The organism is Paenisporosarcina sp. TG-14 (assembly GCF_000297555.1).
Lineage (GTDB): Bacteria > Bacillota > Bacilli > Bacillales_A > Planococcaceae > Paenisporosarcina > Paenisporosarcina antarctica.
This window is the reverse complement of sequence record NZ_AMGD01000005.1, coordinates 67,698-84,210: the sequence shown is the minus strand read 5'-3', so window position 1 is coordinate 84,210 and position 16,513 is coordinate 67,698. Positions and strand designations below refer to the sequence as shown.

Sequence of the window (16,513 nt, the reverse complement as noted above, 5' to 3'; positions counted from 1 at the left end):
TCGTTGCACTCTATTTCGCATTAATTAATATCTTATTACCAGCACTTCACTAATAATTTTTATTCCATATTAAAATAAAGAATAATTAACCTTTTACCCTCACAATTACCATTGAATAAAAACACACGTTCTCATATACTAAGAACAAACGTTCTTATTTGAAGGGATTAATGTGAAGAATAGTATCATGAAAGCTATGCAAAATGGGCAAATTGTAAATATGATGTATATGGCGAAAGACAGGCAAATTAGTGAGCGTAATATAAAGGTCATAAAAGTGGATGGTGAATCGTTCCAAGCGTATTGTTTCCTTCGCAATACCAAACGCACATTCAAAATCGATAGTGTCTTGGCATTAATCCCTTTGATTAAGATGGAGAGAACGGTTGTATGATGAGCAAAGAGGAATTCGAAAGACGTTTTGCAGAAAATTACAAGTCAGCTAAATTAAAAGATCGAGGTACTAAAAAGTGGACAGCGATGATGCTGCCGGAACATACTATTGATCTCAGAAAAGATGAAGCAAACTACGGAAAGGTTGATCGTCCCCAATTGGATCAATATGACTTGGATTATATCCAGGATGAAGTACAGCGAGCTATCACTATTAAAAGTCAGGTCACGATCAAGCTGTGGGCGGACGGTGAGTTTAAAAAGCTTAGAGGTACAATTGAAGATGTGAATTTGGTAAAACGTTATATAGAAGTAGAGGATTCCTTTAACACGTTACGTTATAGTTTTGATGACGTAGTAGGGATACAACTTGAAGGATAGAATAAAAAGCCCAACCACGATTTGTGGGAGGGCTTATTTTTTGTAGTTTAACTCTTAATAGGGGTAGCTTCAGGATTTTGACAATTTACAACGTTAAGAGAAGAAATTCAGTCATATCAAGGTTTATGAGGTTTGTCTCAATAGGGTAAACTCTATTGAGAATGTACTGTTCACCCACAATTTAAAGCTTCATAGCGTCTCATATACATGTCTCAACATAATGCATGGGAAAATAAGAGTCGTTTATATATTGCAGCCCATGAACTTTCCACTTGCTTGAAAATGGAGCTCGTTTCCCACGCCTTATCTCGTAGAGCTGAAGGAACGGGTCAATACGTACATTGCCAATTACAACGACACTCGAAAGCAATGGGAATTAAAAAATATTTTATTAAACTGTCCATTAAATGGGGCTCAGTTCAACCAGGGGATTGAAGGGATTATCTATATGAATTAAAAATATTATAAATGGCTAGAACACCCTGATTCGGTTATCCAGGGTGTTCTAACCTAGTTAATTCTTAGTTGGCTAATCTATCTGAATCGAACATTTTTAGATTTAAGCCGTACGATTTAGGAAAAAACGCTCTCCTACAAAAATAATGATGATAAATAAAATGGATACACCAACTACTAGCAAATCAGAAGTAGCTTTAACCCATACAAATGCTCCAAGAACAATGGCATCGAACACGAGAGCAGTCATTACAATAAATGAATTTGCCCCTATTTTTTCTCGCAGATGCTTAAGAACTCCCCAATGAACAATCATGTCCATCACCAAGTAGAGAATTGCACCCATAGAAGCAATTCTACTTAAGTCAAAAAAGATAGTAAGCGCCATAGCAATCACAATTGTATAAACGAGCGTGTGTTTTTGAATGCTTCCTGGCATTCCAAAGTGCTTATGAGGAATGAGTTTCATATCCGTCAACATAGCAAGCATTCGCGACACGGCGAAAACACTAGCAATGATCCCTGAGATCGTTGCTAGAATCGCGATCGCTACAGTAAACCACAGACCATAACTTCCGAAGGCAGGCTTTGCAGCTTCAGCAAGAGCGTAGTCCTTTGCGTTAATAATTTCAGATAGAGATAAATTACTTGAAACAGCCCAGGCGAGCAGTAAATAAACAAGTAAACTGATGGAAATTGAAATCATGATGGCTCGTCCAACATTTTTTTTTGGTTTAACAATTTCCGATCCACTATTTGTAATGGTGGTAAATCCTTTAAATGCAAGAATCGTAAGTGCAACGGCTGCTATATAGCTTGCGGTAGAAGGATCTGACAGGTTTTGTCCACCCTCTGCAGGTGTAAATGAAAACCCTGAAACCCATAATCCAGCAATAGCGAAGATTGATAATCCAACAATCTTTAAAAGAGAAGCAATTGAGGTGAAGGTTTGAATAAAGCTGTTTCCTGAAATATTTACTAAAAAGGCAACAGTAAGTAAGGCAACTCCAAGTAAAGGAATCCAATAACTACTTTGTTCACCATCAAAGAGTTGAAGTGTATAGGTTCCGAATGTTCTTGCTACTAGACTTTGATTAATTACCATGGAAAAAGCCATTAAAAGTGCTGCAGAAGCAGTTAGTGTTCCTTTTCCATAGGCCTTCACTAAAAACATACCGATTCCTCCAGCTGAAGGGAACTCATTGCTTAATTTTACATAGGAGTAGGCACTAAAGGCTGTTAGAATTCCACCTACAATGAAAATAAATGGAAACCATGAACCTGCCATCTCGGCTACTTGCCCAAGCAACGCGAAAATCCCTGCGCTGATCATGACTCCTGTACCTAATCCGACTGCTCCAGTAAGAGAAATACTATCTTTTTTGTAATCTGATCCCGACATGGAAAATGCACCTCGCAATTTTTTTTTTACATCACAACATGTGTATACCACTGAAATATGCAAATAGTGTGCAGATTAGGGGGTTTATAAATTTTCTAGGGTGTCTGGTTCTGGTGAGGTACCTGAAGGGTTAGAAGAAGCTGGGGACCCAATGTTTGAAGTTGCGAGCTCAGCAATTATAACTGCATCACATATGGAAGGAATGGAGGGTGCTGAGGCAACCATTGTAGGTGCTTACGATACCACTGCCTATAGCATTTCTTATGATCCATCAAATGGCGGAGAAAGAGTAGAAGACCATAAGTGGATTATTCATGAAGAGATTACTGATGCACAGAAAGAATCGTACCAGGTGGGCGATGAAGTCACTGTAGTGGCCTCTCATATGGAAGGAATGAAGGGTGTGACTGCTGAAATTGATTCAGCTGAAGAGACGACCGTTTATATGATCGATTTTACTTCAACGGAAAACGGAGAAGAAGTTACTAATCACAAATGGGTAACAGAAAATGATCTGGCTGAAGTAGAGTAAATTTATTAGAGATCTATGTAACTAAAACAGCTTGCAGAAAAAGTCGATGTCTAGATGATTCTTCAAGCTGTTTTTGGTTTGGGAGAATATAAATTTTTGTGCTTAAATAAAAAGAAAGTCCGACAATTTTGCCTCAGTGAACAGTATATCAAAAACCAAAATCCTTTAAATCTCCAGTATAACTCCATAGTTCCTTTAAAATTGTACTGTAAAATTTTAAGTAAAGAAGATTTGATATTTAATCACATTTTTTATCTAATAAAGATTAGTCGAGGAGATGAAGTAAGGATGCGATTAATTAATGAAGGGTTTATGAAACATAAAATACATTTTCACGATGTTTCCTACAAAGTAGTTAGTACTGACGGACAATCAATTAATAATTCACAAACAATTGAGAATCAAGTTCTCACTGTTGGCGCTGGAGAAAGATATGATGTTGAGTTCGTGGTGGATAATTCTAATGGAGTTATTATTGAAAGTCACGATATCGCTAATGCAACTAAAGGGATGAAGACTTTTTTATTTTATGATGGTAAAAGGATAGAAGAAAGAACGAATTCACGAGATTCGATTGCTTATCCATGGTTTATTAAGTAGTGATTTTAGAAAGTATAGTTTTATTCCGAGTTGATAGGGAATCATAATAAAGTAGAGTAATTTAACCAAGAAGGAGATGGATATAAAAATGTTTGATTATATTGTTGAAACAACCAAAAGCAAAGACGAAGCTGTTCGTGCACTTGAAGAAAGTTTGAAGGAAGAAAAATTCGGCATTTTATGGAATTTTGATTTAACTGCAAAGCTAAAGGAAAAAGGTGTAGATTTCAACACACCATATACGGTACTAGAAGTTTGTAATCCAATGGAAGCACAGCGTGTACTTTCTGAGAATTTGCTCGTTGGTTATTTTCTGCCATGTAAAATTGTTGTCTTTGAGGAAGATGGAACGACAAAAATCGGCATGCCTAAACCCACCTCATTAATGGAAATATTGCATGACGACAAAATCAAGATGATTGCAGAAGATATTGAGAAACGACTTATTTCATCTATTAATAAGGCTATATAGATCCAAACCATAAGCACTAATTTTTCCGCTCTATTTTTTTATTTATTAATATACCCACATGGGTAATAATACTATGTTAATACAGGAGGAAATAAAATGACTGTAAATTTATCCTTAGCGAAGGAATTGGCTGATAAGGTGATTGATCAAGAAAAAGTATACGTATTGGATGTAAGAGATAAGAAATCCGTCGAAGAATGGAGGATTGAAGGACGAAACGTTGAATTTATTAATATTCCACTTGATCAATTGAAAGAAGGCGGCGATTCCCTTCTCAAGGAATTGCCCAAAGACGAGTATTTTTACGCGGTTTGTGCAAAAGGAAATACCTCGCAAAAAGCAGCAAAGTTCTTAATGGAAAAAGGATTTACTAACGTTTATTCCATTGAAGGTGGAATGGAAGCGTGGAGCGAGCAGCTTGAGCCAGTGAAAATTGGAGAACTTAAAGATGGCGGATCTATTTTTCAATTCGTACGCCTGGGCAAAGGTTGTCTTTCGTATTTGATTGAATCAAATGGGGAAGCGATTGTTGTGGATGCTAGTCGTATGACTGAGACGTACGAACAGTTTGCTCAGCAGCGTAACTTGAAGATCGTACATGTATTGGACACACATTTGCATGCGGACCATGTATCAGGAGGCCGAAAGCTTGCACAACAAACAGGGGCGACTTACTACTTGCCTTCTGAAGATGCGGAAGAAGTCGTTTTTGAGTACGAACCCATTAAAGATGGCAAAAAACTTGTGATAGGGAGTACAACTCTCGAAGCTGTTTACTCACCAGGACATACAATTGGAAGTACATCATTTCTTGTTGATGACCAGTATTTGTTGACGGGTGATATTTTATTTATAGAATCAATTGGACGTCCGGATTTGGCTGGAAAAGCTAAGGACTGGGCCAATGATTTATATGAAACGCTTACTATGCGTTATCAGAAACTAGCAAATGATTTAATTGTGTTACCAGGTCATTACGCACAAGTAAGTGAATTTAATGATAATGGAAGTATTTTCGAGAAGTTGGGTATCCTTTATAAGAATAACAGAGGTTTAGAAATTGAAAATGAAGAAAAATTCATTAAGCAAGTCACTGAGGGGTTGAAGGAACAGCCAAATGCATATGAAGAAATTCGCAAAACCAATATGGGCAAACTAAGTCCAGGTAAACAAGAGCTGCAAGAGATGGAGACTGGTCCGAATAACTGTGCTGTTTAAGTTTAAATCAAATAATGAGATTATCTTATCTTTGATCAGACTCCGATGTGTATAACAAGGAGTAAGAGAAGGATAATCCCATTTTAAATAATAGGAGAAATTAATAGTGGCAATACGATAATCGTGTCAAAAACCGCCTAAATCGAATAGGAGGACAAGTCAAAAAAAGACAACTTTTTATAAACTAGTCAGAGAGTATGAAGAATTATTCTAGCTACTTATATAATAGAAGAAACTCATTTCACACATTAGATTTCCATTTGTAGATATAGTCAGTCATTTAATTTTCTTCTAATACTACTAGAGCCTTACTACATTAGACTATGTAGTAAGGCTCATTAAAGTTTTTTATTTTCGGAATCCGAATCTTTAAGTAAACCAGCTAATAGGATGTCAATATTTTTCTCTAAAATTCTAATTAACCCTATGTTATACTATTTTGAACATGCCAAACAGCCCTCCAAAAAACTTTTGGAAGCTTTTCTCTTTTTTAATTAAAACCGTTAACTAAGCTAGATCAAGGAAAGATTCTTTTCTGTTTAATAATGCATAAATCCAATGAAGTAGTTTATTTATACAGGCTACAATCGCTACTTTGGCAGGCTTTCCTTCTGATTTTTTCTTATCGTAAAATTCTTTAAGCTTTTTGTTCCTGGAACTTCTTATTCCGCATAATACTGCTAGATACAGGGCATGCCGTAATCTGCTTGAACCTCTTTTGGTAATACGATTGGTTGTGGCAGTGAATTTTCCTGATGAGTAAACTCTGGGATCTACTCCTGCAAAGGCAACCAGTTTTTTCGGATGACTAAACCGATCTATTTCCCCAATTTCAGAGATAATCGTTGCAGCGATTTTTTCTCCTATCCCCGGAACCGATCGGACAATCTCGTAGTCTTCTAGTTCACTTGCCAAGGTCACAATACGGTTCCCTAAAAAGGTGTCCTTTGTACTGAAAAAGCATCTCAATATACATTTGAAGATTGATTAAGTGACTTTGATACACAACTTTTTGAAATGGATTTCGCGTTGCGGAATCCATTATTTTTTTTGCCTTTTCTCTTGCCCATTGACTAGAACGACTAGGACAGAACTCTGCAACACGCAAGGCTAATTCTTAAATTATTTAGGTATGGAATGTTAAATATAAATTGAATGTAACAAAACTCGTCCTTTTCTGAACACGACAAAAATGATAAAAAATACATCATTTTGGTTTAATAACGTTCAACAAAACTCTGCCCACTAATCTATGTTAATTAACTTACAATGAATATAGGATTAAAATGGAAATGAGAAATACCATCGTTGTATGGAGATTGGATCGTCTCTAAAGAAACATGCAAGACTTGATTGACCTAGTTATAATTTGAATGAGCAAAGTGTTGGATTTCACAGGGCGAAGAAACTGTTCTAGAACCAAATGAGAAATATGAAGTAATCAATTATGTCATTCGAAGTGGCGCTATTTTGCATATGTAATGAAAAACCCGTCAATCTTGTCTTAAGAAGATTGTCGGGTTTCTTCATTTATACACTTGATCTATTATTGATTCCGATAATGCGTCATATGTTAACTTCTTAATAAAAATCATACTAACAAGGCCAAGAAAATCCACTTCAAATTTCCGAGGTATACACCAGCAAGCTGTTCCACATGCAATATCTATAGGCTTTCAAATTTCTAGAGTTCCTTACCTGTTTCAGTTTTCATGTCTACCTTTACTGTAATTTTTTTTCTATCAGGTAAATTTTGCGATAATTTAATAAAGAAGTACCTTATTGATTTTCAAAGCATATAAGTATATGATGATATAGTATTTAAAGAAAGAAATGCTTAGACTCAAAGGAAATATAAATTATCCTAAATAGGCTAAACTAATTTACTGAAAGGAGCTAACAAAAATGACAGATACAACAATACTGATTGAGCTTGATAAAGCGAGTTCAATTTTAAAGTTAATGGGTGATAAAACACGGTTATCCATGTTAAAACTGTTACAAAAAAATGAATGTTGTGTGTGCGAATTTGTAGCAATTTTTAATGTAAGTCAATCAGCTATTAGTCAACATTTACGAAAATTAAAGGATGTTGGTTTAGTAAACGAAAATCGAAAAGGGCAATGGATATTTTATTCTTTAAATAGACAACATGAAGCTTATGAATTTGTTCAAAATCTTCTTGATTTCATTCCTGATCAGGATCAAAGAATAAAAGAATTAGAACAGCAAGGATTACGTATTACTTGCGAATAATGGAGGGTTTAGTTTGACATCAGTTGTCTTAGCGTCAGTAATTTTTCTTATCACTTTAATTTTTGTTATTTGGCAACCAAGAAATCTATCTATTGGTTGGTCAGCTGTTGGTGGTGCAGTACTTGCTTTACTAGTAGGTGTTGTGAATTTTCAGGATGTAATCGATGTAACAGGAATTGTATGGAACGCCACATTAGCCTTTATTGCTATTATTATTATTTCACTCATTCTAGATGAGATTGGATTTTTTGAGTGGGCCGCTTTGCACATGGCAAGAGCTGCAAAAGGTAATGGAGTTCGAATGTTTGTGTATGTAACGCTTTTAGGAGCGGTGGTTGCTGCATTATTTGCAAATGATGGAGCAGCGTTGATCCTTACACCTATCGTACTTGCAATGGTTCGAAGTTTGAAATTTGATGAAAAGATGATTTTCCCATTTATCATGGCGAGTGGTTTTATCGCAGATACGACCTCCCTACCATTAGTAGTTAGTAACTTAGTTAACATTGTATCAGCTGACTTTTTTGGTATTGGATTTGTCGAATATGCTTCTAGAATGATTGTTCCGAACTTGTTTGCTCTTCTAGCTAGTATTTTGGTTTTGTACTTGTTTTTCCGAAAGAGTATTCCAAAGAACTATGATTTAGCGGATTTAAAACAGCCTCGTGATGCAATTAAAGACGTAAAAATGTTTAAATTATCTTGGTATGTATTAGGCTTATTATTAGTCGGTTATTTCTCAAGTGAGTTTTTAGAAATTCCTGTTTCAATAGTGGCAGGAATCGTAGCCATTTTCTTTTTACTAATGGCTCAAAAGAGTAAAGCAGTTCACACAAAACGTGTATTAAAAGGTGCACCATGGGCGATTGTTTTCTTCTCACTTGGCATGTATGTTGTCGTTTACGGTTTGCGAAATGTCGGATTGACAAGTGTTTTAGCAGATGCGATTCAGCTTGCAGCTAATCAAGGTTTATTCGCTGCAACTATCTCTATGGGGTTCATTGCAGCTATTTTGTCATCGTTGATGAATAATATGCCGACAGTAATGATTAATGCACTAGCGATCTCAGAAACTACTACTCCCGCAACAATTCGAGAAGCTTTAATATATGCAAATATAATTGGTTCTGACTTAGGACCAAAAATCACACCTATTGGTTCGCTTGCGACCCTATTATGGCTCCATGTATTATCTCAAAAAGGCGTAAAAATCGCATGGGGAACTTATTTTAAAGTGGGAATTATTTTAACAATTCCAACACTTTTAATCACGCTAATTGGACTTTATTTATGGCTACTAATCATCTAAATCTAAAACAAAGAGGAGTTTTTCATCATGACTAAAAAAACATTATATTTCTTATGTACAGGTAATTCTTGCCGAAGCCAAATGGCTGAAGGCTGGGGAAAAAAATACTTAGGTGATGAGTGGCAAGTACTAAGTGCTGGAATTGAAGCACATGGGTTGAATCCTAATGCTGTAAAAGCGATGAATGAGGTATCAATTGATATTTCAAATCAAACATCAGATATCATTGATACACAAATTCTTAACCATGCAGATTTTGTTGTAACACTTTGTGGCGACGCTGCTGATAAATGCCCAATGACACCACCTCACGTAAAACGCGAGCACTGGGGATTCAATGACCCTGCTAAAGCTGAAGGTACAGAAGAAGAAAAATGGGTTGTATTCCAACAAGTTCGTGATGAAATTGGAGAACGTATTAAGCATTTTGCTGAAACCGGTGAATAACTAAGAAGTAGTCGAGGAGGAATTTCTCGACTTATCTTCTATATAATATATAAGCATATGATTATTTATTTGTGAAAGGATGAATTCTATGACTAAAGTTGAAATATTTGATCCTGCTTTATGTTGTCCGACAGGCGTATGTGGACCAAGTGTTGACCCAGAGTTAACACGTGTAGCTGCAGCTGTCTTTACCCTTGAGAAAAAAGGGTTTGACATTAAACGATATAACTTAGGAAATGAACCTGGCATGTTTGTAGAAAACTTAATCATCAATCAAGTGCTACATGAAAAAGGACCAGATGCACTGCCTGCCGTTGTTGTTAATGGCGAAATGCTGAAAATTGGAGAGTATCCTTCCAATGAAGAATTGGCTACATGGTTTGGTATTCAAGAAAGTGACTTGAAATTGAAGAAACCCACAAATCTTTTAGATATAAAATTCAAATAAAGGAGTCTATCCTCATGCAAAATTTTCACCCACGGTTACTTAAAGAAACGCCTTTTTTATTCTTTACAGGAAAAGGTGGGGTAGGGAAAACATCAGCAGCTTGTGCAACAGCAGTGAATCTTACTGACCAAGGAAAAAAAGTGTTATTGGTCAGTACAGATCCTGCATCTAATTTACAAGATGTGTTTGGCATGGAGTTTAGCAACCAACCGACGAAAGTTGACAATGTCGATGGATTGTTTGCATGCAATTTAGATCCGGAAGAAGCGGCTAAATCGTACAGAGATAAAGTTGTTGATCCATTTCGCGGAAAATTACCAGATGCAGTTGTCGACCAAATGGAAGAGCAATTGTCTGGTGCATGTACAGTTGAAATCGCGGCATTTGATGAATTCACAAATTTACTTACGAATTCGGAATTAATTAGTAGTTTTGATCATGTTATTTTTGATACAGCCCCGACTGGTCATACATTAAGATTGCTGCAACTACCAAATGCGTGGAATGGGTTTTTAGAAGAAAGCACACATGGTGCATCTTGTTTAGGTCCATTATCTGGATTGTCTGCAAAAAAGGAATTGTATGCGAACACAGTGAAAGTACTTTCTGATCCTAGTCAAACCAAACTAGTATTAGTGACTAGACCAGATTCATCCACTTTCTTTGAAGCACAAAGAGCATCAACAGAGTTAAAAGAAATTGGTATTAAAAATCAATTATTGATTATCAATGGATTACTAAAGAAGCCTATCGACAATGATGAAATTTCCAGTGCCTTTTATAACAGACAACAAAAGGCGTTAAAAGAACTACCTGAGTCTTTAAAGCAATTAGAAACATATTCGTTGCCTTTTGTTTCCTATTCTTTAATAGGTAGTGAAAGTCTCCGCCATTTGTTTAAATCATATCTTCTTTCAAGTAGTGCTCAGGAATCAGTGGAATTAAAAAGTGATAATTTAATGACTATTAACCAAACGGTTGATGATTTGTATGTTAAGAACTCACGTGTTATTTTGACAATGGGTAAAGGTGGCGTAGGAAAAACAACAATCGCTTCCTTACTTGCAGTTGGATTAGCTAAGAAGGGTAAAAAAGTCCATTTAACCACAACTGATCCTGCAGCACATTTAGAATTTGTGTTTAAGGATGAGCAAGTTATGGATAACCTCACCATAAGTAAAATTGATCCTTCAGCTGAAGTAGAGAAATATAAAGCAGAAGTTCTTCTTACGGCAGGCGCTGGTTTGGAAGAAGATGCTTTGCGTTATTTAGAAGAGGATTTGAATTCTCCTTGTACAGAAGAAATTGCTGTATTTAGGGCATTCGCAGATGTAGTTGAGAGATCAAATGAGGAAATCGTGGTAATCGATACTGCACCAACAGGTCATACATTGTTGTTGCTTGATGCTGCGAAATCATATGAAAAAGAACTATCCAGATCAACTGGTGAAATTCCTGAAGCGGTTAAGAACTTGCTTCCTCGTCTTCGAAATCCTGAGGAAACTAGTGTGCTAATTGTTACTTTACCTGAAGCTACACCTGTTTTTGAGGCAATGCGTTTACAACAAGACTTAAAAAGAGCTGGTATTCAACCGAAGTCATGGGTAATTAATCAAAGTCTCTATGGAACAGAAACGATTGATCCTATTTTAAGTGCTAAGGCAACTAGTGAAAAAGTGTGGATTAAAAAAGTCAGCGAAGAACTCACTAAACAAACAACGATTGTAAAGTGGCAGCCTGAAGATAAGCTAGGAAATATAGAAGTAGAAGAACTTATTAACTAATCATTCGGAGGAGATCAATATGCATAAAGTAGTAATATTAGGTACTGGACCAGCTGGTTTAACAGCCGCAATCTATCTGGCAAGGGCAAATATGAATCCAATTGTAATTGAAGGAGACCAACCAGGAGGGCAATTAACTTTAACTACAGAAGTTGAGAATTTCCCAGGGTTTGTTGATGGTGTTATGGGTCCAGAGTTGATGGTAAATATGCGTAAACAAGCTGAACGTTTTGGAGCTGAGTTTAAAAATGGATGGGTAACAGAGGTAAATTTATCTGAAAAACCATTTAAACTTACTGTAAGTGGACTAGGTGAGATTGTAACAGAATCCTTAATCCTTTCTACAGGTGCTTCCGCTAAACTTTTGCAAATTCCCGGTGAAAAAGAAAACATTGGAACTGGTGTCAGCACGTGTGCGACATGTGACGGATTTTTCTATAGAGGCAAAAAAGTAATCATTGTTGGTGGTGGAGATTCTGCCATGGAGGAAGCAAACTTCCTTACAAAATTCGCTTCTGAAGTAGTTATTGTGCATAGAAGAGAAGAGTTACGTGCGTCTAAAATCATGCAAGATCGAGCAAGACAAAACCCTAAAATCTCTTGGGAATTAAATAGAAGTCCCATTGAGGTGATGTCCAATGGTGTTAAAGTAAACGGTCTAAAAGTGATGAATAATGAATCAGGTGAAGAAGAAATCATTGAGACAGATGGGATTTTTGTAGCCATTGGTCACACACCGAATACGGCATTCTTAAACAACCAAATTGATACAGATGAAGTTGGCTATATTCAAGTGAAACCTGGAACGACGGATACAAATATTCCTGGCGTCTATGCTTGTGGAGACGTTCAAGACAATAAATATCGACAAGCGATTACAGCAGCTGGAACAGGTTGTATGGCTGCATTAGACGCAGAACGTTATTTAGAAGGCCAGGCAATTCACGACTGGAGTCAATCATTATAGAGGTACCACATTAGGTTGAGCGTGTGTAAAGTGTGGAGTAAATGCTACATCTGCAAAGTCTAGAAATAAAAAATAGGTTATTAAACCAATTAGGGGACGTGTTTATTTATGATTATTACAGATACTGCTAAAGAAATGTTAACAAATGCAATGGCGGAAAAAAATGCTGCCGGAATTCGTTTTTACTTTGTGGGTCAAGGTTGTTGCGGTCCACAACTAGGTTTGTCTTTAGATGTTCCCGAAGAGCAAGATGTTATTAAAGAGGTAAATGGGGTTCAAGTAGCAATTGATCAACGCGTACTTACCATGGCCGAAGAAGTGACCATTGATATGCAAGATGGAAGTTTAACGTTGGTTGGTCTTCCTGAAAACTGTTAAATAGTACATTAAGGCAGAGCCCTAGTTTATAGAGGGCTCTGTCTTTTTATAAGATGAGAAAGTAAACAATGTCTTGCATTTGGTTAACTAGAGAATGGACACTCGCTGCAATGAGACATGCCGCCGAAGATGAAGTATCAACAGCTGTAAACTTTATTTAAGTATTCTTAATCTATGACGTGTCTTGCGGTGTCGAGCGAAAGCTCAGTTGTGATTATTAGGTGTCACGTTGTAATTATTTAAGGTGACGTTGTAAAAATAGTCATCCACGTTGTAAAAATCGTGGTTCATGTTATAATAGTAAAATTATGGAATTAAATTAGTCGTTTATTCTTTCGTTCTATAACTAAACCTAGAGTATCACTTCAATCAGAAAGGTAATAATGTCTTTTTTAAAAGTGATTTTAATGCAATTTCACTGGATTCTCGCACCAGATTAGATTGAAAAGCTCATTTTCTTCTACATTTAAAACAAGGGACAATTTCTTAATGAGTGAACCAGAAGGGTGAAGTAAGTCCATTTCCAATCGATCAACAATTTGATACGAAACTTTTAATTGGTCGGCAAACATCTCTAACGAAAGATTCTTAAATTCTCGAGATTCTTTAATAAACTTTCCAAATCCAATACATGGTTTATCTAACATCACACACACTCCTTATTAATGTATAATGATTTACTTATATATTAATTTAAACCGAATGCATCAATTAAGTCAACGAAGTAATTGTTAAAAAATACTGAATATTGTAAACTCTTTGTAAATATTATTACGACCTATAGTTAACGTAGGAAGGTTAGAATTTAATTTTATAAATCTTCTTATTTGCGGGACGTCAGAGACTGTTATTGACGTTGTGAATATCCTTATAGAATGCAACAAGAGACATCAATTGCGAATAGTGTAAGGGGAATTGTAAGATAAGGATGACGGAAGTAAAAGATAGTAGTAAGGCTATGAAGGAGTATGAGAAAATGAACAATCAATGGGATAATCGATTTCAAATAAGTGACTATCTATTTGGTAAGGAAGCGAATGTATTTATCAAATATTGTTACGAAGAATTTCAACTGAAAAGTGGAGATGCATTAGCCATTGCAGAAGGTGAAGGACGTAATGCTGTATTTGTAGCTAAAAAGGGTATCAATGTAACCACATGGGATTATTCGGAAGTAGGTCTAGAAAAAACAAGAGAGCTTGCTAAGGAAAATGGCGTAGTTGTTAAGACAGAACACGTTGATTTAAATGACGCTCCTTGGAAAGAAAATCAATGGGATCAAATTTTTTGTGTGTTTGGTCATTTTCCTAAACAGTTGCGAGAGTCAACTCTAGCTAATATTAAGAAAGCATTAAAACCAGGAGGTTATTTCATAACAGAAGTGTATTCTGTTCATCAACTTCCATATCAAAGTGGAGGGCCTAAAGATTCTTCACTACTGTACTCTCCTGAAGAGTTTATTAGTCAATTTAATGACTGGCGTACGATTCATTTCTTTATGGGTGAAGTCATGCGTGATGAAGGGTCGCACAATGGTTTATCCCATGTAATTCAGTTAGCGGTTCAAAAACCTATGCTGTAGAAATTACGAACAATTATAAAGGAGGTCCTCATAGAAATTATATGGGGACCTCCTTATTCTGTTCTTCAAAGGAGAAAATTTTAAAATAAACCGACAGCATTTCCATCTTCATCAATGTCCATTTTGAGAGCAGCGGGTTGTTTCGGTAAACCAGGCATAGTCATAATGTCACCTGTTAGACAGACTAAGAAGCCTGCACCCAGTTTAGGGATGATGTCTCTTATTGTAATGGTAAATCCTTCAGGTCTTCCATATAATGCGGGTTGGTCAGAAAGAGAATATTGCGTTTTCGCCATACAGATGGGCAGTGCATCCCAACCATATTTCTTTAATTCTACTAGCTTTTTCTTTGCTTTGTCTGAAAGTTGAATGCCAGAACCACCATAAACTTGCTGGACGATAATCCGAAGTTTTTCTTCCACGGAATCAGTTTCATCATAAAGCATGGTAAAGTTTTTCGGTTTAGCTAACTCTTGTTTAACCAGTTTAGCTAATTCAAGTCCACCTTTACCACCATTCTCCCATACATGTGTGAGAGCTATTTGAACACCATGTTGTAGTGCCCAATTCATAACTTCTTCTAATTCTTCGTTTTCATCAGTAATAAACCGATTTAATGAAACAACCGGTTCAATCCCAAACTGACGAATCGTATCTACGTGTTTCTCCAAATTCGACATTCCACGTTTAACGGCGTTAGCATTTGGTTCTGTCAGTTCAGTTTTTTCGACGCCACCATGCATTTTTAGAGCTCTAATAGTTGCCACAATAACAACTGCATCTGGGTGGAAATTTCCTTTTCTTGATTTGATGTGCATGAATTTCTCTGCACCCAAATCCGCTCCAAATCCAGCTTCCGTTATAACGATATCAGCAAGTCTTCTAGCTGTGTTTGTAGCTAACAAGGAATTACAACCATGCGCGATATTTGCAAAAGGACCTCCGTGAATAATTGCAGGTGTACCTTCTATTGTTTGAACTAAATTTGGTTTGAATGCATCCTTTAATAGCAAAGTTAGAGCACCCTCTACTGCTAATTGTCTTACTGTAATGGGTTCTTTGTCATATGTATAAGCAATCACCATTTGAGCAAGTCGCTCTTTTAAATCTTTCAAAGTAGTTGCCAAGCATAAAACTGCCATGATTTCTGAAGCAACAGTAATATCAAAACCATCTTGTCTAGGAACACCTTGCAATGGACCACCTAAGCCGATAGTTATTTGTCGTAATGCACGGTCATTAATATCTAAAACGCGCTTCCAAGCAATTCTTCTCGGGTCTATGTTCAGTACGTTGCCTTGATGTAAATGATTATCAATCAATGCGGCTAACGCGTTATTTGCCGACGTGATCGCGTGTATATCTCCTGTAAAGTGAAGATTGATGTCTTCCATTGGTAATACTTGTGCAAAACCACCACCAGTGGCCCCACCTTTTACACCCATAACAGGACCTAGAGAAGGTTCACGCAATGCAACGATGACGGATTCGTTCAGTTGATTGAATGCATCTGCCAGTCCCACTGTTACCGTGGATTTTCCTTCTCCAGCAGGAGTTGGACTTATAGCAGTTACTAATACGACTTGTCCAAGTTTAGTTGCAGGAGGTAATGAATCGACGTTAATCTTTGCTTTATAGTTGCCGTATAATTCAAGTGCTTGTCTAGGAATTCCTGCTTTATCAGCTATTTCATTAATAGGTAAGATGGTTGCATTAGTTGCAATAGATAAGTCTGTAAATGTCATAAATATCCACCCTTTCGTGTTCGCCTTATTTTAGAGAAAAATCTATAATTGATCAGCCTGTTGTAATAGTTTAAACAATAATTATCATATCATAATTTCTGATACATAAAGGCTTCTAACGTTGTGAGGATATTTTAGCTTAG

Annotated in this window: 18 protein-coding genes and 1 pseudogene; 15 read left to right on the top strand and 4 right to left on the bottom strand. The window is 36.4% G+C overall.

Features of this window, described 5'->3' with window-relative positions; all coding sequences use genetic code 11:
- The first annotated feature begins 172 nt into the window (after positions 1 to 172).
- The 3 genes from C406_RS0102100 (at position 173) to C406_RS20430 (ending at position 1,209) form a co-directional block, all read left to right on the top strand.
- Positions 173 to 394: a hypothetical protein gene (locus tag C406_RS0102100; RefSeq protein WP_017378936.1), complete on the top strand. Its 222-nt coding sequence runs from the start codon at positions 173 to 175 to the stop codon at positions 392 to 394.
- Positions 391 to 774, top strand: a complete 384-nt coding sequence (locus C406_RS19825) for a YolD-like family protein (protein ID WP_017378935.1) — start codon at positions 391 to 393, stop codon at positions 772 to 774. Before C406_RS0102100 ends, C406_RS19825 begins: the two co-directional genes overlap by 4 nt.
- Before the next feature lie 207 nt (positions 775 to 981).
- Positions 982 to 1,209 (top strand): hypothetical protein, encoded by a 228-nt coding sequence (locus C406_RS20430; protein WP_155966679.1) that lies wholly within the window; start codon positions 982 to 984, stop codon positions 1,207 to 1,209.
- 124 nt (positions 1,210 to 1,333) lie between these two features.
- Here C406_RS20430 and C406_RS0102090 read toward each other — a convergent pair whose 3' ends face one another.
- Entirely contained in the window at positions 1,334 to 2,632 is a 1,299-nt protein-coding gene (locus C406_RS0102090) for an APC family permease (protein ID WP_017378934.1), read from the bottom strand.
- 100 nt (positions 2,633 to 2,732) lie between these two features.
- Here C406_RS0102090 and C406_RS0102085 point away from each other — a divergent pair, with 100 nt between their 5' ends.
- From C406_RS0102085 to C406_RS0102070, 4 genes are all read left to right on the top strand, one after another.
- On the top strand, positions 2,733 to 3,164 hold the full coding sequence (locus C406_RS0102085) for a DUF1541 domain-containing protein (RefSeq protein ID WP_017378933.1): 432 nt from the start codon (positions 2,733 to 2,735) through the stop codon (positions 3,162 to 3,164).
- 54 nt (positions 3,165 to 3,218) lie between these two features.
- The gene (locus tag C406_RS21205; RefSeq protein ID WP_081503714.1) at positions 3,219 to 3,764 is read left to right on the top strand and encodes a multicopper oxidase domain-containing protein; all 546 of its coding nucleotides are present in this window, start codon (positions 3,219 to 3,221) and stop codon (positions 3,762 to 3,764) included.
- 88 nt (positions 3,765 to 3,852) lie between these two features.
- Positions 3,853 to 4,236, top strand: a complete 384-nt coding sequence (locus C406_RS0102075) for a DUF302 domain-containing protein (protein WP_017378931.1) — start codon at positions 3,853 to 3,855, stop codon at positions 4,234 to 4,236.
- A gap of 96 nt (positions 4,237 to 4,332) precedes the next feature.
- Positions 4,333 to 5,454: an MBL fold metallo-hydrolase gene (locus C406_RS0102070; RefSeq protein WP_017378930.1), complete on the top strand. Its 1,122-nt coding sequence runs from the start codon at positions 4,333 to 4,335 to the stop codon at positions 5,452 to 5,454.
- Positions 5,455 to 5,961: 507 nt separating this feature from the next.
- Here the strand turns inward: C406_RS0102070 and C406_RS19210 are convergent.
- Positions 5,962 to 6,568 (bottom strand): annotated as a pseudogene (locus C406_RS19210) (transposase); the annotation flags it as partial.
- 791 nt (positions 6,569 to 7,359) lie between these two features.
- Here C406_RS19210 and C406_RS0102060 point away from each other — a divergent pair.
- The 7 genes from C406_RS0102060 (at position 7,360) to C406_RS0102030 (ending at position 13,043) form a co-directional block, all read left to right on the top strand.
- Positions 7,360 to 7,710 carry an ArsR/SmtB family transcription factor gene (locus C406_RS0102060; RefSeq protein WP_017378928.1) on the top strand — a complete coding sequence of 117 codons (351 nt, stop codon included), beginning with the start codon at positions 7,360 to 7,362 and terminating at the stop codon, positions 7,708 to 7,710.
- A 13-nt stretch (positions 7,711 to 7,723) separates the two neighbouring features.
- A complete protein-coding gene (locus C406_RS0102055) occupies positions 7,724 to 9,019 on the top strand; it encodes an arsenical efflux pump membrane protein ArsB (RefSeq protein WP_017378927.1) in 1,296 nt (431 codons plus the stop codon).
- Between the two features lie 27 nt (positions 9,020 to 9,046).
- On the top strand, positions 9,047 to 9,466 hold the full coding sequence (arsC, locus tag C406_RS0102050) for an arsenate reductase (thioredoxin) (RefSeq protein WP_017378926.1): 420 nt from the start codon (positions 9,047 to 9,049) through the stop codon (positions 9,464 to 9,466).
- Between the two features lie 88 nt (positions 9,467 to 9,554).
- Positions 9,555 to 9,914, top strand: coding sequence for an arsenite efflux transporter metallochaperone ArsD (arsD, locus tag C406_RS0102045; RefSeq protein WP_017378925.1), 360 nt, complete (start codon positions 9,555 to 9,557; stop codon positions 9,912 to 9,914).
- A gap of 14 nt (positions 9,915 to 9,928) precedes the next feature.
- Entirely contained in the window at positions 9,929 to 11,698 is a 1,770-nt protein-coding gene (gene arsA, locus C406_RS0102040; protein ID WP_017378924.1) for an arsenical pump-driving ATPase, read from the top strand.
- A gap of 19 nt (positions 11,699 to 11,717) precedes the next feature.
- On the top strand, positions 11,718 to 12,665 hold the full coding sequence (gene trxB / locus C406_RS0102035) for a thioredoxin-disulfide reductase (protein ID WP_017378923.1): 948 nt from the start codon (positions 11,718 to 11,720) through the stop codon (positions 12,663 to 12,665).
- 108 nt (positions 12,666 to 12,773) lie between these two features.
- Positions 12,774 to 13,043, top strand: a complete 270-nt coding sequence (locus C406_RS0102030) for an iron-sulfur cluster biosynthesis family protein (protein ID WP_017378922.1) — start codon at positions 12,774 to 12,776, stop codon at positions 13,041 to 13,043.
- 404 nt (positions 13,044 to 13,447) lie between these two features.
- Here the strand turns inward: C406_RS0102030 and C406_RS0102025 are convergent, their stop codons facing one another.
- Complete coding sequence (locus C406_RS0102025; RefSeq protein WP_017378921.1) at positions 13,448 to 13,690, bottom strand: helix-turn-helix domain-containing protein; 243 nt, start codon at positions 13,688 to 13,690, stop codon at positions 13,448 to 13,450.
- Positions 13,691 to 14,019: 329 nt separating this feature from the next.
- On the opposite strand from C406_RS0102025, the gene C406_RS0102020 reads away from it, so the two are divergent.
- The gene (locus C406_RS0102020) at positions 14,020 to 14,625 is read left to right on the top strand and encodes a class I SAM-dependent methyltransferase (protein WP_026045576.1); all 606 of its coding nucleotides are present in this window, start codon (positions 14,020 to 14,022) and stop codon (positions 14,623 to 14,625) included.
- Between the two features lie 80 nt (positions 14,626 to 14,705).
- On the opposite strand, the gene C406_RS0102015 is transcribed toward C406_RS0102020, so the two are convergent.
- On the bottom strand, positions 14,706 to 16,370 hold the full coding sequence (locus tag C406_RS0102015) for a formate--tetrahydrofolate ligase (protein ID WP_017378919.1): 1,665 nt from the start codon (positions 16,368 to 16,370) through the stop codon (positions 14,706 to 14,708).
- Positions 16,371 to 16,513 lie beyond the last annotated feature (143 nt).

What these genes read in the sequence shown, in the direction of transcription:
- C406_RS0102090 (WP_017378934.1), bottom strand. Translation starts at nt 2,632, where the DNA reads ATGTCGGGATCAGATTACAAAAAAGATAGTATTTCTCTTACTGGAGCA.
- C406_RS0102070 (WP_017378930.1), top strand. Translation starts at nt 4,333, where the DNA reads ATGACTGTAAATTTATCCTTAGCGAAGGAATTGGCTGATAAGGTGATT.
- C406_RS0102020 (WP_026045576.1), top strand. Translation starts at nt 14,020, where the DNA reads ATGAACAATCAATGGGATAATCGATTTCAAATAAGTGACTATCTATTT.
- C406_RS20430 (WP_155966679.1), top strand. Translation starts at nt 982, where the DNA reads ATGTCTCAACATAATGCATGGGAAAATAAGAGTCGTTTATATATTGCA.
- C406_RS0102060 (WP_017378928.1), top strand. Translation starts at nt 7,360, where the DNA reads ATGACAGATACAACAATACTGATTGAGCTTGATAAAGCGAGTTCAATT.
- arsD (WP_017378925.1), top strand. Translation starts at nt 9,555, where the DNA reads ATGACTAAAGTTGAAATATTTGATCCTGCTTTATGTTGTCCGACAGGC.
- C406_RS0102025 (WP_017378921.1), bottom strand. Translation starts at nt 13,690, where the DNA reads ATGTTAGATAAACCATGTATTGGATTTGGAAAGTTTATTAAAGAATCT.
- C406_RS0102015 (WP_017378919.1), bottom strand. Translation starts at nt 16,370, where the DNA reads ATGACATTTACAGACTTATCTATTGCAACTAATGCAACCATCTTACCT.
- C406_RS21205 (WP_081503714.1), top strand. Translation starts at nt 3,219, where the DNA reads ATGATTCTTCAAGCTGTTTTTGGTTTGGGAGAATATAAATTTTTGTGC.
- C406_RS0102075 (WP_017378931.1), top strand. Translation starts at nt 3,853, where the DNA reads ATGTTTGATTATATTGTTGAAACAACCAAAAGCAAAGACGAAGCTGTT.
- trxB (WP_017378923.1), top strand. Translation starts at nt 11,718, where the DNA reads ATGCATAAAGTAGTAATATTAGGTACTGGACCAGCTGGTTTAACAGCC.
- C406_RS0102030 (WP_017378922.1), top strand. Translation starts at nt 12,774, where the DNA reads ATGATTATTACAGATACTGCTAAAGAAATGTTAACAAATGCAATGGCG.
- arsA (WP_017378924.1), top strand. Translation starts at nt 9,929, where the DNA reads ATGCAAAATTTTCACCCACGGTTACTTAAAGAAACGCCTTTTTTATTC.
- arsC (WP_017378926.1), top strand. Translation starts at nt 9,047, where the DNA reads ATGACTAAAAAAACATTATATTTCTTATGTACAGGTAATTCTTGCCGA.
- C406_RS19825 (WP_017378935.1), top strand. Translation starts at nt 391, where the DNA reads ATGATGAGCAAAGAGGAATTCGAAAGACGTTTTGCAGAAAATTACAAG.